Source organism: Streptomyces sp. V1I1 (assembly GCF_030817355.1).
GTDB lineage: Bacteria > Actinomycetota > Actinomycetes > Streptomycetales > Streptomycetaceae > Streptomyces.
Genome location: NZ_JAUSZH010000001.1, coordinates 1,787,439 through 1,802,297, shown reverse-complemented (window position 1 = coordinate 1,802,297; position 14,859 = coordinate 1,787,439). Strand labels below are relative to the sequence as shown.

11 protein-coding genes are annotated in these 14,859 nt (G+C 68.5%); 7 read left to right on the top strand and 4 right to left on the bottom strand.

Annotated elements, in window-relative coordinates; translation table 11 throughout:
- The first annotated feature begins 103 nt into the window (after positions 1-103).
- The 3 genes from QFZ67_RS08765 (at position 104) to QFZ67_RS08755 (ending at position 3,475) form a co-directional block, all read left to right on the top strand.
- Positions 104-1,216, top strand: coding sequence for a substrate-binding domain-containing protein (locus tag QFZ67_RS08765; RefSeq protein WP_307660534.1), 1,113 nt, complete (start codon positions 104-106; stop codon positions 1,214-1,216).
- Positions 1,217-1,400: 184 nt separating this feature from the next.
- Positions 1,401-2,189 carry an ATP-binding cassette domain-containing protein gene (locus tag QFZ67_RS08760; RefSeq protein WP_307660533.1) on the top strand — a complete coding sequence of 263 codons (789 nt, stop codon included), beginning with the start codon at positions 1,401-1,403 and terminating at the stop codon, positions 2,187-2,189.
- A complete protein-coding gene (locus QFZ67_RS08755) occupies positions 2,186-3,475 on the top strand; it encodes a sugar ABC transporter permease (RefSeq protein WP_307660532.1) in 1,290 nt (429 codons plus the stop codon). Before QFZ67_RS08760 ends, QFZ67_RS08755 begins: the two co-directional genes overlap by 4 nt.
- Positions 3,476-3,540: 65 nt before the next feature.
- Here QFZ67_RS08755 and QFZ67_RS08750 read toward each other — a convergent pair whose 3' ends face one another.
- Positions 3,541-4,149, bottom strand: coding sequence for a hypothetical protein (locus QFZ67_RS08750; RefSeq protein WP_307660531.1), 609 nt, complete (start codon positions 4,147-4,149; stop codon positions 3,541-3,543).
- A gap of 253 nt (positions 4,150-4,402) precedes the next feature.
- Between QFZ67_RS08750 and dxs the strand changes: the two genes are divergently transcribed.
- The 3 genes from dxs to QFZ67_RS08735 all read left to right on the top strand — a co-directional run bounded on the left by dxs (position 4,403) and on the right by QFZ67_RS08735 (position 9,598).
- The gene (gene dxs, locus QFZ67_RS08745; RefSeq protein ID WP_307660530.1) at positions 4,403-6,316 is read left to right on the top strand and encodes a 1-deoxy-D-xylulose-5-phosphate synthase; all 1,914 of its coding nucleotides are present in this window, start codon (positions 4,403-4,405) and stop codon (positions 6,314-6,316) included.
- A gap of 143 nt (positions 6,317-6,459) precedes the next feature.
- Positions 6,460-7,977, top strand: coding sequence for an amino acid permease (locus QFZ67_RS08740; protein WP_307660529.1), 1,518 nt, complete (start codon positions 6,460-6,462; stop codon positions 7,975-7,977).
- Between the two features lie 97 nt (positions 7,978-8,074).
- The gene (locus QFZ67_RS08735; protein WP_307665775.1) at positions 8,075-9,598 is read left to right on the top strand and encodes a glycosyltransferase family 39 protein; all 1,524 of its coding nucleotides are present in this window, start codon (positions 8,075-8,077) and stop codon (positions 9,596-9,598) included.
- Here QFZ67_RS08735 and QFZ67_RS08730 read toward each other — a convergent pair.
- The gene (locus QFZ67_RS08730; protein WP_307660528.1) at positions 9,577-9,960 is read right to left on the bottom strand and encodes an NTP pyrophosphohydrolase; all 384 of its coding nucleotides are present in this window, start codon (positions 9,958-9,960) and stop codon (positions 9,577-9,579) included. The two genes, QFZ67_RS08735 and QFZ67_RS08730, sit on opposite strands and share 22 nt — an antisense overlap.
- A gap of 114 nt (positions 9,961-10,074) precedes the next feature.
- Here QFZ67_RS08730 and QFZ67_RS08725 point away from each other — a divergent pair, with 114 nt between their 5' ends.
- Positions 10,075-11,226 carry a hypothetical protein gene (locus QFZ67_RS08725; protein ID WP_307660527.1) on the top strand — a complete coding sequence of 384 codons (1,152 nt, stop codon included), beginning with the start codon at positions 10,075-10,077 and terminating at the stop codon, positions 11,224-11,226.
- Positions 11,227-11,329: 103 nt separating this feature from the next.
- Here the strand turns inward: QFZ67_RS08725 and QFZ67_RS08720 are convergent, their stop codons facing one another.
- Both QFZ67_RS08720 and QFZ67_RS08715 read right to left on the bottom strand, forming a co-directional pair.
- Positions 11,330-13,468, bottom strand: a complete 2,139-nt coding sequence (locus tag QFZ67_RS08720) for a 3-hydroxyacyl-CoA dehydrogenase NAD-binding domain-containing protein (RefSeq protein ID WP_307660526.1) — start codon at positions 13,466-13,468, stop codon at positions 11,330-11,332.
- On the bottom strand, positions 13,465-14,685 hold the full coding sequence (locus QFZ67_RS08715; RefSeq protein ID WP_307660525.1) for an acetyl-CoA C-acyltransferase: 1,221 nt from the start codon (positions 14,683-14,685) through the stop codon (positions 13,465-13,467). Before QFZ67_RS08715 ends, QFZ67_RS08720 begins: the two co-directional genes overlap by 4 nt.
- Between the last annotated feature and the right edge of the window lie 174 nt (positions 14,686-14,859).

Below are 14,859 nucleotides of genomic sequence, written 5' to 3'. Positions count from 1 at the left end.
TCATCTCGTTAAGGATTTACTCCTTGACGCTGGCAGCGGGGCCGAGTTGACTTCCAGCCACCTCGGCCGCAACGACGCGGCCTCGTCAGGGAGGTTTTCGAAGATGAACATGCGAATGCGTCGTGCCGCCGTTGCCGTAGCAGCCACCACGATGGCTGTTTCCCTCGCCGCGTGTGGCAGCGCCAAGGAGTCCGGCGACAAGACCAAGGAGACCGGCGCCGGCAAGGGCGACGCGATCAAGATTGGTCTGCTGCTGCCGGAGAACCAGACGGCGCGCTACGAGCAGTTCGACAAGCCGCTCATCGAGAAGAAGATCAGCGAGCTGACCAACGGCAAGGCTGAGGTTCTCTACGCCAACGCCAAGCAGGACGCAACGCTGCAGAACCAGCAGGTCGACACCATGATCACCAACAAGGTGGACGCGCTGATCGTGGACGCGGTGGACTCCAAGGCCATCGCCGGCTCGGTCAAGAAGGCCAAGGAGGCGAACATCCCGGTCGTCGCCTTCGACCGCCTGGCCGAGGGCCCGATCGACGCCTACACCTCGTTCGACAACGAAGAGGTCGGCCACGTCCAGGGCAAGGCGCTGCTCACCGCCCTCGGCGACAAGGCCAAGGACGGCCAGATCGTCATGATGAACGGCGCGATCACCGACCCGAACGCAGCGCTGTTCAAGAAGGGTGCCAAGGCCGAACTCGAGGGCAAGGTGAACATCGGCCGCGAGTACGACACCAAGGAGTGGAAGCCGGAGAACGCCAACGCCAACATGGAGGCGGCGATCACGGCCCTTGGCAAGGACAAGATCATCGGCGTGTACTCCGCCAACGACGGCATGGCGGGCGGCATCATCACCGCCCTGAAGGCCGCCGGCGTCGCCAAGCTCCCGCCGGTCACCGGCCAGGACGCCGAGCTCGCCGGTGTGCAGCGGATCGTCGCGGGTGAGCAGTACATGAGCGTCTACAAGCCGTACGCCCCGGAGGCGGCCGCCGCGGCCGAGATGGCCGTCGCGCTCGCCAAGGGCGAGAAGGTCGACTCGATCGCCAAGGAGAAGGTGGACAGCCCCACCAACAAGGGCATCCCGTCTGTGCTCGTCCCGGTCGTCTCGCTGACCAAGGACAACATCAACGACACGGTCGTCAAGGACGGCGTGTACACGGCTGCCCAGATCTGCACCGCGAAGTACAAGGCCGCCTGCGACGCACTCGGTCTGAAGTAAGTCCCCCAAGCCTTACGGGACTTACGCCCCCTGGAAGCCTGTCCGGTGCTCTGCCCCTCATTCAGCCCCCGCCATCGGGGGTGGGGCGCCGTACAGAAACGCTTCTTCCCTTCTGTTCGCTTCTGCTCAACCACCGCGCCCGTTTCTCCGGCGCGGCATCCCCGCCGGTCAGGCGGCGAAGGAGATGGTTCACGTGTCCGCTACGCCCGTGCTGGCGTTGCGCGGGGTCTCCAAGCGATTCGGTGCCGTTCAGGCGCTCACCGACGTAGAGCTTGAGGTCCACGGCGGCGAGGTGGTCGCCCTCGTAGGCGACAACGGCGCCGGAAAGTCCACGCTGGTCAAGACGATCGCCGGTGTGCATCCCATCGATGAGGGAGTCATCGAGTGGGACGGCACGTCCGTCCAGATCAACCGGCCGCACGACGCCCAGAACCTGGGCATCGCGACCGTCTACCAGGACCTCGCACTGTGCGACAACATCGACGTTGTCGGAAACCTCTACCTTGGGCGGGAGATCCGCAGGCGCGGCATCCTGAACGAGGTCGAGATGGAGCGCCGCGCCCGTGAGCTCCTCAACACGCTGTCGATCCGCATCCCCAGCGTGCGCATCCCGATCGCGTCGCTCTCCGGCGGTCAGCGGCAGACCGTGGCCATTGCCCGCTCCATGCTCGGCGAGCCCAAGCTCGTCATCCTCGACGAGCCCACCGCGGCCCTCGGCGTCGAGCAGACCGCGCAGGTCCTCGACCTCGTCGAGCGGCTGCGCGAGCGCGGTCACGCGGTGATCCTGATCAGTCACAACATGGCTGACGTCAAGGCTGTGGCCGACCGGGTGGCCGTGCTCCGGCTGGGCCGCAACAACGGCGTCTTCGACGTCAAGTCCACCTCGCAGGAAGAGATCATCTCCGCCATCACCGGTGCCACGGACAACGCCGTGACCCGTCGTGCGGCGCGCGCCTCGGAGGTCCAGAAGTGAACACCGAAAAGACCTCCACGCACACCGACGCCCCGGTCGTCAACCCGGAGGCCGCGCACGACGCGGTCACCGCGGTCGACCCGCGGCTGCTCGTGCGCGAGCAGGGCCTCGGCGGCTACGTCTCGGAGTTCAAGCGCAAGATGTCCGCCGGTGACCTGGGCTCGATGCCGGTCATCATCGGTCTGATCGTCATCTGTGTGATCTTCCAGAGCCTGAACTCCCAGTTCCTCTCCGCGAAGAACCTCAGCGACATCGCCGTCGCGATGGTGGCCACCGGCATGATGGCCGTAGGCATCATCTTTGTGCTGCTGCTCGGTGAGATCGACCTGTCGGTCGGCTCCGTCAGCGGTGTCTCCGGCGCGATCGTCGCCGTACTGAGCGTCACACACGGCATGAACGAGTGGCTGGCTGTCCTGGTTGCGATCGTCAGCGGCGCCGTAATTGGCGCCCTCCACGGTTTCTTCTTCGCCCGGATCGGCGCACCCGCGTTCGCCGTCACGCTGGCCGGTCTGCTCTTTTGGCTGGGCTTCATGCTCCAGCTACTCGGCGACCAAGGCACCATCAACCTGGATGGCGACGGTGTGGTCGGCAAGCTGACCACGTACTACTTCTCCGACGTGGCAGCCGCCTACGGCCTGGCCGCGGTTGCGGTGGCCGGATTCTTCGTCTCGGCCTTCCTCGACGCCCGCCGTCGTGAGGCCGCAGGTATCCCGTCGCGGCCGCTTGTCGACATCGTGGTGCGTACGGTTCTGCTGGCCGTGGCGGCCTTTGCCGCGGCGATCATGTTCAACCAGTACCGGGGCCTGCCGCTGGCGCTGGTCCTGTTCCTCGTTGTGCTGGTGGTCACGGACTTCGTGCTCCGTCGGACCACCTACGGCCGTAAGATCTTCGCACTCGGCGGCAGCGTCGAGGCCTCCCGTCGTGCGGGCATCAACGTCACGGCGGTCCGGATCTCGGTCTTCGCGATCGCAGGTACCTTCGCCGCCATCGGCGGTCTGTTCTGGGCTTCCAAGATCGCTGCGGCCAACCAGAGCGCGGGCGCCGGTGACCTTCTGATGAACGTCATCGCGGCCGCCGTCATCGGTGGCACCAGCCTCTTCGGCGGACGCGGCCGGACCTGGAACGCCTTGCTCGGTGTGATGGTGATCGTCTCGATCCAGTACGGCCTGGCGCTGGAAAGCATCGCTACGCCGATCCAGTACATGATTACCGGTGGCGTACTCCTGGCGACCGTGGTGATCGACTCTGTCACCCGCAAGACCCAGAAGAGCGCGGGCCGCGCCTAGCCGGCAGACGCGTGAGGGGCCGGCGCCTGCTGGCGCCGGCCCCTCACCGATTCCTCGCCGGAAGGTCAGCCCAACTTCGTTCCCAGGACGTGGGCAAACGCCCGCCACTTCGACGTGGCGAATTCCTTGTTCACTCCGTCGGGGACCGTGGGCTTGGTCACGTATGCCCACACGTTGAGCTTCAGGTACCCACTACTGTCGTTGTAAAAGCGGAAGTAGACCTTCGACCCTGCGCCGTCGAAGTGTCCCTTCTGGGCGATGAAGTACCAGGTGTACGGCCAGCCCGTGCTCTTGTAGTAGCGGACAGGGGCAGGCTTGCAGCCCCAGCTGCCAGTCGCGCACGCCTTGAGCTTGATGAGCTGCCCCTCGGCCGGAAACTTCTTCGGCGCGCCCTTGACGGGGAAGCTGCAGTTGAAGCAGCGGTGGAGCTCATTCCAGGCCTTGACCGGTTTGACCTTGAGCTTCCTTATCTGGTTGGCGCTGACTCGTTCGCCGACGAAGAAGTCAACGTCGTAGAGCTTGCGGCTGGTAGCGGCAGGCGCCGCTGCTTCCGCGCCTGCCGCGATCGTTACTCGCTGGGACTTGGGCTGCTCAGCGCTTTCCGCCGACGCCGGAGCGGCCAAGAGTGTGACCAGTAGTGCAGCAGGTGCAAACGCTGCAAAGAGTCTCTTCACGTACTTCCCTCCCGATTTTCGAGAACGGGGGGTGATGATTGGTCGTTGAGGCCCCCGCCCTCGTTGATCAACCTTGAAGCGCGTGAACCCAAGCAGATCTGTAGTGATCGCGTCAAAGGTTTACTTCTGGGCGGGTCTGGGCGTTCACCCCATCGCGTGAGGTAGATCGCACCGCCCGGCGACCGGCGCCGCAGGCGGAACATTAGACTCGACAAACCGGCAAGCTAGACCGCACAACTGCAAGGAGGCACGGGTGGCGCTGCTGACCCGCATCACGGGACCGCGCGATCTGGACCGGCTCAGCCCGGAGCAGCTGGACCAGCTGGCTGCCGAGATCCGGATCTTCCTCGTGGACGCCGTCGCCAAGACCGGCGGCCATCTCGGTCCCAACCTGGGCGTGGTCGAGCTGACCATCGCACTGCACCGTGTCTTCGACTCCCCGAAGGACAAGGTCCTCTGGGACACCGGCCACCAGAGCTACGTCCACAAGCTGCTGACCGGACGACAGGACTTCTCCAAGCTCAAGATGAAGGGCGGCCTCTCCGGCTACCCCGCGCGTGCCGAGTCCGAGCACGACATCATCGAGAACTCCCACGCCTCGACCGTGCTCGGCTGGGCCGACGGCCTCGCCAAGGCCAACGAGGTGCTGAAGAAGGACGACCACGTCGTCGCCGTCATCGGCGACGGAGCCCTCACCGGCGGCATGGCCTGGGAGGCGCTGAACAACATCGCGGCCGCCAAGGACCGCCCGCTCGTGATCGTCGTCAACGACAACGAGCGCTCCTACGCCCCCACCATCGGCGGCCTCGCCAACCACCTCGCCACACTGCGCACCACCGACGGCTACGAGCGGTTCCTGGCCCGCGGCAAGGACATCCTGGAGCGCACCCCCGTCGTCGGGAAGCCGCTCTACGAGACCCTGCACGGCGCCAAGAAGGGCCTCAAGGACTTCATCGCCCCGCAGGGCATGTTCGAGGACCTCGGCCTCAAGTACGTCGGCCCCATCGACGGCCACGACATCGAGGCCCTGGAGTCCGCGCTCGCCCGCGCCAAGCGCTTCGGCGGCCCCGTCATCGTCCACTGCCTGACCGAGAAGGGCCGTGGCTACCAGCCCGCCCTCCAGGACGAGGCGGACCGCTTCCACGCCGTCGGCAAGATCCACCCCGACACCGGCCTGCCGATCGCCAGCTCCGGCCTCGACTGGACCTCGGTCTTCGGCGAGGAGATGGTCGAGCTCGGCAAGGAGCGGGAGGACATCGTTGCGATCACCGCGGCGATGCTCCAGCCGGTCGGCCTCGACAAGTTCGCGAGGGCCTTCCCCGACCGGGTCTACGACGTCGGCATCGCCGAGCAGCACGGCGCGGTCTCCGCCGCCGGCCTCGCGACCGGCGGACTGCACCCCGTCTTCGCCGTGTACGCCACATTCCTCAACCGCGCCTTCGACCAAGTGCTGATGGACGTGGCCCTGCACAAGTGCGGCGTGACGTTCGTACTCGACCGGGCAGGCGTCACCGGCACCGACGGCGCCTCGCACAACGGCATGTGGGACATGTCGATCCTGCAGTGCGTGCCCAGCCTGCGGATCGCGGCCCCGCGCGACGCCGACCAGGTCCGCGCCCAGCTGCGCGAGGCCGTCGAGGTCGATGACGCGCCGACCGTGGTGCGCTTCTCCAAGGGCGCGGTCGGCCCCGCCGTAAAGGCCGTCGGCAAGGTCGGCGGCATGGACCTCCTGCGCACCGCCGGCACGGACCGGCCCGACGTCCTCCTCGTCTCCGTCGGCGCGCTCGCACCGATGTGCCTGGAGATCGCCGGTCTGCTCGACGCCCAGGGCATCACGACCACCGTCGTCGACCCGCGCTGGGTGAAGCCGGTCGACGAGGCCCTCGCGCCGCTCGCCGAGCAGCACCGCGTCGTCGTCACCGTCGAGGACAACAGCCGTGCGGGCGGCGTCGGTTCGGCCGTCGCCCAGGCGCTGCGCGACGCGGGCGTCGACGTACCGCTGCGCGACTTCGGCATCCCGCCGCGCTTCCTCGACCACGCCTCCCGCAAGGAGGTCATGGCGGAGATCGGCCTGACCGCGCCGGACATCGCCCGTCAGGTCACCGGTCTCGTCTCCAAGTTGGACGGCCGGTTCGACACCGAGGCGGTCGAGCCTGCCCGCGACTGACCTGTAGCGCCGAAGGGCCGGTGGGTTCACCCTGTATGGGTGGTCCGACCGGCCCATTCGCGTGAAATCCACCCGTACGGAGCCCTCTCGGACCGCCGATGTCTCAATCATGGCGTTCACGACGAGTGCGTGGAGGTACGCCGGTGAGTACGCAGCAGGACACGGGACCAGCCGGAGACGGCCTGTTCCGGACCAAGACGGTCGAACAGTCGATCCGTGATACCGAGGAGCCGGAGCACGCGCTCAAGAAATCCCTCTCCGCGCTGGACCTGACGGTCTTCGGGGTCGGGGTCATCATCGGCACCGGCATCTTCGTTCTCACGGGCAAGGTGGCCAAGGAGACGGCGGGTCCCGCGACCGCCCTCGCATTCGTGGCCGCGGGCATCGTCTGTGGCCTCGCCGCGCTCTGCTACGCCGAGTTCGCCTCCACCGTCCCGGTGGCAGGATCGGCGTACACCTTCTCGTACGCCTCGCTCGGTGAGCTGGTCGCCTGGACCATCGGCTGGGACCTGGTCCTAGAGTTCGCCCTCGGCACCGCCGTGGTGGCGGTCGGCTGGTCGGGCTATGTCCGCTCGCTGATGGACAACGTCGGCTGGCACATGCCCGAAGCGCTCTCCGGGCCCGATGTGGCGGTAGGGTTCGGCTTCGATCTCCTGGCCTTCGTACTGGTGCTGATTCTCACGGTCATCCTGGTGCTCGGCATGAAGCTGTCCGCCCGGGTCACGGCGGTCGTGGTCGCCATCAAACTGACCGTGGTCATGATCGTGATCGTCGCGGGCGCCTTCTTCATCAAGGCCGACAACTACTCGCCCTTCATCCCCAAGGCGCAGCCACAGCCCGCCGGTGCGGGTCTGGACGCCCCTCTGGTCCAGCTGATCTTCGGATACGCACCCACCAACTTCGGCGTCATGGGCATCTTCACCGCCGCCTCCGTCGTCTTCTTCGCCTTCATCGGCTTCGACGTGGTGGCCACCGCCGCCGAGGAGACCAAAGTCCCGCAGAGGGACATGCCGCGCGGCATCCTCGGTTCGCTCTTGATCTGCACCGTGCTCTATGTCGCCGTTTCGCTGGTGGTCACCGGCATGCAGCACTACACCGAAATGTCGGTGAGCGCCCCGCTCGCCGACGCCTTCAAGTCCGTCGGGCACCCGTTCTACGCCGGTGTCATCAGCTTCGGCGCCGCGGTCGGCCTCACCACGGTGTGCATGATTCTGCTGCTCGGTCAGACCCGGGTGTTCTTCGCGATGAGCCGGGACGGGCTGCTGCCGCGGTTCTTCTCCGTCACACACCCGCGCTTCCGCACGCCCTACCGGCCGACCATCCTGCTCGGCGTGATCATCGCGATCATCGCGGGCTTCACCAGCATCAACGAGCTCGCGACACTGGTGAACATCGGCACGCTCTTCGCGTTCGTCGTCGTCGCACTCGGCGTGATCGTCCTGCGCCGCACCAGGCCCGAACTGCACCGCGCGTTCCGCACCCCGTGGGTGCCGCTGGTTCCGATCCTCTCGGTGGCCGCCTCGGTGTGGCTGATGCTCAATCTGCCGGCCGAGACCTGGGTGCGGTTCGCCATCTGGATGGCGCTCGGCTTCCTGGTGTACTTCGTGTACGGGCGCCACCACAGCCGCCTCGGCAAGGTGGGTGCCGACGCCAAGTACTAGACCTGTTCTGCCCGGCCCCGTATGTCCCGCTTCGGGGGGGACTGCGGGGCCGGATACTGTGCTTTTCCGGGTGACCCCCCGGACCCGAAAGGCAGGCATGCTCGTCGAGCCGTCGTCGTCGCTACGGTACGTATCCGCAACTGCACTGCCCCGGCAGCGAGGCCGTGCTCCGTCCGCCGTCCCTCCATCCGCCGTCCCTCCGTCCGCCGTCCCCCCGCCCGGCTACTGGCGGCGGCTGCTCCCGGTGCTGGCCCTGCTCGCCCTCGTCACCCGCATCCCTTCCTTCGGACGCCGGCTGTGGAACCCGGACGAGGGCTATCTCGCCGTCCAGGCACGGATACTGGCCGACGGGGGAGCGCTGTACGACACGGTGGTCGACCGCAAACCGCCGCTGCTGCCCCTGCTGTACCAGGCGTCGTTCGCGGTGTTCGGCGACGAATCCCTGCTCTCCGTCAAAATCCTGGCGGTCATCGCCCAACTGATCACTGCCGCCCTGCTCGTGGGCATCGCCCGCCGCCGCTGGGGCGACCGGGCCGGACGCACCGCAGGCGTCCTGTATCTGCTGGTCTCCATCGGCCTCAATCCGCAGGACGCGCAGGCGGCCACCTTCGAGGTCTTCATGCTGCCGTTCACGGCGGCCGCCATCTGGTGCGCGGACCGGGGCCGCTGGGCCGCGGCGGGCCTCGCGGTGGCGGGGGCCCTCCTCACCAAACAGACCGGCGGAGCAGTCCTGGTCCCGGTCCTGTGGCTGCTCTGGCAGACGTCAGCGTCCCGAACAGCCCTGCTGCGTACGGGAGTCGGCCTCGGGCTCCCGGTGCTCTGCGCCGCCGGGCTGACCACTCCGTACGGCTTTGTGTTCTGGACGGTGACAGGCTCGGGTGCGTACGCCACCTTCACCGGCTCCGAACTCCACGTCCTGTTCCGGGCCGTGGTCAACACCGCGCTGCTCGGCGCCGCCTGCGCCGGGCTGATCCCGCCGATCGTGCGGGTGCTGCGCATCGCCAGGACCGGCGCCACCGACCTGTGGCTGTGGCTGGCGGCGTCGGCGGCCGCCGTGCTGCTCGGCTTCCACTTCTTCGGCCACTACTACCTGCAACTGATCCCGCCGCTGGCTCTGTTGGCGGCAGGCGCGCTGCAAATCCTGCCGCGCGCCCGGCTCGCGACGGCGCTGCTCACCTCGGCCTGCGGGTGCGCGCTGTTTCTCGCCTGGGGGATGCTGGCGCCGCGCCCGGAGCTGGACCATGCCGAGCGGCTTGCCGCCGCCGTACAGGCCCGTACAAGCCCGTCGGAGCCGGTTCTGGTGTGGGGGATACACCCCGAGATGTACTGGCTCGCCGACCGGGCACCCGCCAGCCGGTATCTGACCGCCGGACTGCTCACCAACTACAGCGGCGGCCGCAACGGTCCGCAGGTCGGTGAGAAGTACGCGGTGGCGGGCGCGTGGCAGGTCTTCGCCGGCGAGATGCGCCGCCGCAGACCGGCCCTGATCGTGGATGACTCCCGCGGCAAACCGTTCGCCCCGGAGCGGATCCCCACCCTGAACAGGCTGCTGTCCTGGCACTACGAGCCGCTGCCCGACGAGGTCGACGGCGCGGTGTTCTATGTACGCTCGGGCGGCTGAACCGCCCGCGGTCCCATGCACTCGGCGCCGTACGCCTCTACCCGCCGTCTGAGTTCCCGGTCGGCCGTGACCACGACGCAGGGCTGGCCCGCCGGACGCTCGGACACCAGCTCCACGATTCTGTCGTCCCCGCTGCCCGGCGCGGACTCGGCCCGCACCTGGGGCACACTCTCCACCCCGCGGGCGGCCCCCTCCACGACGAGCACCAGCTCGACGGGACCGGGATGCCCGGGGACTCCGGCCGCCGCGACATCGACCAGCCGGTCCCGCAGCCGCTCGGCTGCCCCGCGGCGGTCGCGCCACCAGCCGTCGGGCACTGAACCGACCACATTTGCTGCGTCGACGATCACAAGCGTTCGCATCAGAAATCCCCAAAAATTCGCCGACCGGCTGGGTGTTATTGTCGCAGCACTTCATGGAGCGTTGTATGCGGCCGCTCAGTGCGGTTTCTCGTCAGGAAAGGTGGCCGGTGAGCCATGGCGTTGGGGCCTGCGCGAAGATCGAAGCAGCAGGCGGGCCGGACTCGCGAGGTTCCCACCGCACAGCGGGGCCACGCACCGGTCAGCACTGCGGAGGACGGCAGTCCGACGGCCACCGGCTGGCTGCTGCGCGGCAAGGACGGCCGGCTCACGGCGTACGCACCCACCGTAGGCGGTGTGCTTCGGTGGACCGAGACCCAGCCTGCCGGGCCCGAGTGGTCGGGCCCCGAGCTGGTGGTCCCGGCCGACGGTCTGCTGCCGTACCTCTCCTTCGCCCAGGGAGCCGACGGCTATGTGCACCTCTTCGGCCTGCGGCAGACCCCGGCGGGCGGTGACGAGGTCCGGACGGACCTCGTCCATGCGATCCAGTACCAGTCGGGCCGTCCGGTGAAGGACTGGCAGCCGCTGGGCACGCCGTATCCGAACGACTGGAAGCTCGCCGGGCAGATAGGCCGTCCGGCGTCGGTCGTGGACGGCGTCGGCAACGTCCATGTCTTCGTACGCAACGTCGGCGGCGGGGTGTGCGGTCGCAGTCAGACCTCCTCCGGAGCCTGGCGGCCGTGGGCCGATCTCAAGGGCAGCGGAGCCCATGGCAGGCTCGCCGCCGCCGCGACCGGCAGCGGCCGGGCGGAGATTCTCGCGCCCGCGCGCGAGGGCATCATGCGCTGGCTGCAGGACGGCGACAAGCCCCTGTTCACCAGGGACGAGGACATCCCCGCGCAGGTCCGCGACGGCTCCGTATCGGGTGTGGCGACCGGTGAGGACCGGCTCACTTTCTTCTGGCGCGACGAGAAGTCCGCCGAGGTGCACGCCTGGCGTCAGGACAGCGTGCCCGAGCCGCTGGGCGGCGGGACGGGCACCGGGCCGGTGGCCGTGCTGCGGGCTTCCGTGGACGGCCACGACTGCACGCTCATGGCGCAGCGCCACGCCGACGGACGGCCCGCGCTCGCCGCGTATCCGACCGAGGACGAGCCCGCGGGTGCGGTCTGGACCGGCACCGGAGAAGCGTGTGTGGGCGCCCCGGCACTGGCCGTCGACGCCGATGGCCGCGTCGTGCTCGCCGCGTTCGCCGCCGACGGCGGCCTCCGGATCACCCGGCAGAAGACGACGGAGCCCGGTCTGGCGATGGAGGCCTGGACCCGGATCTGACGGCCGCGCGCCGGAACCTCGACAACGCAAACTGCCCCGGCACCGAAGGACGGTGCCGGGGCAGTTGCTCGCTCGCGTGCTGCGTGCTTGCTCGCGACAGGTGTTACGCCGGGACGCTCGCCACGCCCTGCGCCAGGAACGGCTTGCCGTTCACGCGCTCGGAGACACCCTCGCGGTCCAGGTACGGCGTGATGCCGCCCAGGTGGAAGGGCCAGCCGGCGCCCGTGATGAGGCAGAGGTCGATGTCCTGGGCCTCGGCCACGACACCCTCCTCCAGCATCAGGCCGATCTCCTGCGCCACCGCGTTCAGCACGCGCTCGCGGGTCTGCTCCTCCGTCAGGACGACATCGCCCTGCTTGAGGAGAGCGGCGACCTCCGGGTCCAGCTCCGGCTTGGCAGGATTCTCGGCGGAGTAGACGTAGAAGCCGCGCTTGCCGGCCTTGACGACCGCGGCCAGGTTCTCGGAGACCGTGAACCGGTCCGGGAAGGCCCGGTTGAGGGTCTCGGAGACATGCAGGCCGATGGCCGGGCCGACCAGCTCCAGGAGGACCAGCGGCGACATCGGCAGACCCAGCGGCTCGACGGCCTTCTCGGCCACCTCGACCGGAGTGCCCTCGTCGATGACGTTCTGGATCTCGCCCATGAAGCGGGTCAGGATGCGGTTGACCACGAAGGCCGGCGCGTCCTTGACCAGTACGGCGGTCTTCTTCAGCTTCTTCGCGACACCGAAGGCCGTCGCCAGCGCGGCGTCGTCCGTCTGCTCGCCGCGGACGATCTCCAGCAGCGGGAGGATCGCGACCGGGTTGAAGAAGTGGAAGCCGACGACCCGCTCCGGGTGCTGCAGCTTCGATGCCATCTCGGTCACCGACAGCGAGGAGGTGTTGGTGGCGAGGATCGCGTGCGCCGGGGCGACCGCCTCGACCTCGGCGAACACCTGCTGCTTGACGCCGATCTCCTCGAAGACGGCCTCGATGATGAAGTCCGCGTCGGAGAAACCCTCGGCCTTGTCGAGGACACCCGTCACCAGGGCCTTGAGGCGGTTGGCCTTGTCCTGGTTGATGCGGCCCTTGCCGAGCAGCTTCTCGATCTCGGCGTGGACGTAGCCCACACCCTTGTCGACGCGCTCCTGGTCGATGTCGGTCAGCACGACCGGCACCTCGAGGCGGCGCAGGAAGAGCAGCGCCAGCTGCGAGGCCATCAGACCCGCGCCGACGACGCCGACCTTGGTGACCGGGCGGGCCAGCGACTTGTCCGGCGCACCGGCAGGGCGCTTGCCGCGCTTCTGGACCAGGTTGAAGGCGTAGATGCCGCTGCGCAGCTCGCCGCCCATGATCAGGTCCGCGAGAGCGGTGTCCTCGGCGTCGAAGCCCTTCTGCAGGTCGCCGTCCTTGGCAGCCTCGATGATGTCGAGGGCGCGGTACGCGGCCGGAGCGGCACCGTGCACCTTGGAGTCGGCGATGAAGCGGCCGCGTGCGACGGCCTGGTCCCAGGCCTCGCCGCGGTCGATCTCCGCACGCTCGACGGCGATCTCGCCCTTGAGGACGGACGCGGTCCAGATGAGCGACTGCTCCAGGAAGTCCGCGCCCTCGAAGATCGCGTCGGCGATCCCGAGCTCGAAGACCTGCTTGCCCTTGAGCTGCTTGTTCTGGTTGAGCGAGTTCTCGATGATCACCGAGACCGCGCGGTCCGCGCCGATCAGGTTCGGCAGGATCGCGCAGCCGCCCCAGCCCGGGACGAGACCGAGGAAGACCTCGGGCAGCGAGAAGGCGGGGATCGCCTTGGAGACGGTGCGGTACGAGCAGTGCAGCCCGACCTCGACACCGCCGCCCATCGCCGCGCCGTTGTAGTACGCGAACGTCGGGACCGCGAGCCCGGACAGCCGCTTGAAGACGTCGTGGCCGCCCTTGCCGATCGCCAGCGCTTCCTCGTGGCGCTTCAGCAGCTCCACGCCCTTGAGGTCGGCGCCGACCGCGAAGATGAACGGCTTGCCGGTGATGCCGATGCCGACGATCGTGCCCTCGGCCGCCTCCTTCTCGACCTGGTCGATGGCGGCGTTGAGGTTCGCCAGCGACTGCGGCCCGAAGGTGGTCGGCTTGGTGTGGTCCAGGCCGTTGTCCAGCGTGACGAGCGCGAACTTGCCCGCCCCGCCGGGGAGTTCGAGATGGCGCACGTGCGCCTGAGTGACTACCTCGTCCGGGAACAGCTCGGCCGCGCCCTTCAGGAGTTCAGCGGTGGTGCTCACTTGTTGCCTCCGTCGAAGTGCGGGTTCTCCCAGATGACCGTCGCGCCCATGCCGAAGCCGACGCACATGGTGGTCAGGCCGTAGCGGACGTGCGGCTGCTCCTCGAACTGCCGGGCCAGCTGCGTCATCAGGCGGACACCGGAGGAGGCCAGCGGGTGGCCGTACGCGATGGCGCCGCCGTACTGGTTGACGCGCGCGTCGTCGTCCGCGATGCCGTAGTGCTCGAGGAAGGCCAGCACCTGGACGGCGAAGGCCTCGTTGATCTCGAACAGGCCGATGTCCTCGATGGACAGGCCCGCCTGGGCAAGGGCCTTCTCGGTCGCCGGGATCGGGCCGTAGCCCATGACCTCGGGCTCGACGCCGGCGAAGGAGTACGAGACCAGGCGCATCTTCACCGGGAGGTTGTTCTCACGGGCGAAGTCCTCGGAGGCGATGAGCGAGGCGGTGGCACCGTCGTTCAGGCCCGCGGCGTTACCGGCGGTGACGCGGCCGTGGACGCGGAACGGGGTCTTCAGGCCGGAGAGGTTCTCCAGCGTGGTGCCCGGCCGCATCGGCTCGTCCGCGGTGACCAGGCCCCAGCCGGTCTCGCCGGCCTCGGGGTTGGTGCGACGGACGGAGACCGGCACCAGGTCCTGCTGGATCTTGCCGTTGGCGTACGCCTTGGCGGCCTTCTCCTGCGAGCGCACGGCGTACTCGTCGGTGCGCTGCTTGGTGATCGAGGGGTAGCGGTCGTGCAGGTTCTCCGCGGTCATGCCCATGAACAGGGCCGACTCGTCGACGAGCTTCTCCGACACGAAGCGCGGGTTGGGGTCGACGCCCTCGCCCATCGGGTGGCGGCCCATGTGCTCGACACCACCCGCGATGGCGATGTCGTACGCACCAAAGGCCACGCTGCCCGCGACCGAGGTCACGGCGGTCAGGGCGCCGGCGCACATGCGGTCGATGGAGTAACCGGGCACGGACTGCGGCAGACCCGCGAGGATGCCCGCGGTCCGCCCGATGGTCAGACCCTGGTCGCCGATCTGCGTGGTCGCCGCGATCGCGACTTCGTCGATCTTGGCGGGGTCGAGGTCCGGGTTGCGGCGCAGCAGCTCCCGGATCGCCTTCACGACGAGATCGTCGGCACGGGTCTCGTGGTAAATGCCCTTCGGGCCCGCCTTGCCGAACGGGGTGCGGACGCCGTCGACGAAGACGACGTCCCTGACGGTACGAGGCACGATGGCTCTCCTCCAGGGTGCGGGGTGGCACTGCTGCGGGCACGCGCCTAAGCGCGCGCTTCCTCCGCTCATGCTACTTGCGGGTAACCACCCTGCCCACCCCCTGCGGCGGGAGCGGCGAACGTCACACGGCGGGGCTGCTCGTAGCCGGGGGCTTCGCCCCCGCCCCTTGCG

What these genes read in the sequence shown, in the direction of transcription:
- QFZ67_RS08765 (WP_307660534.1), top strand. Translation starts at nt 104, where the DNA reads ATGAACATGCGAATGCGTCGTGCCGCCGTTGCCGTAGCAGCCACCACG.
- QFZ67_RS08760 (WP_307660533.1), top strand. Translation starts at nt 1,401, where the DNA reads ATGGTTCACGTGTCCGCTACGCCCGTGCTGGCGTTGCGCGGGGTCTCC.
- QFZ67_RS08725 (WP_307660527.1), top strand. Translation starts at nt 10,075, where the DNA reads ATGGCGTTGGGGCCTGCGCGAAGATCGAAGCAGCAGGCGGGCCGGACT.
- QFZ67_RS08730 (WP_307660528.1), bottom strand. Translation starts at nt 9,960, where the DNA reads ATGCGAACGCTTGTGATCGTCGACGCAGCAAATGTGGTCGGTTCAGTG.
- QFZ67_RS08735 (WP_307665775.1), top strand. Translation starts at nt 8,075, where the DNA reads ATGCTCGTCGAGCCGTCGTCGTCGCTACGGTACGTATCCGCAACTGCA.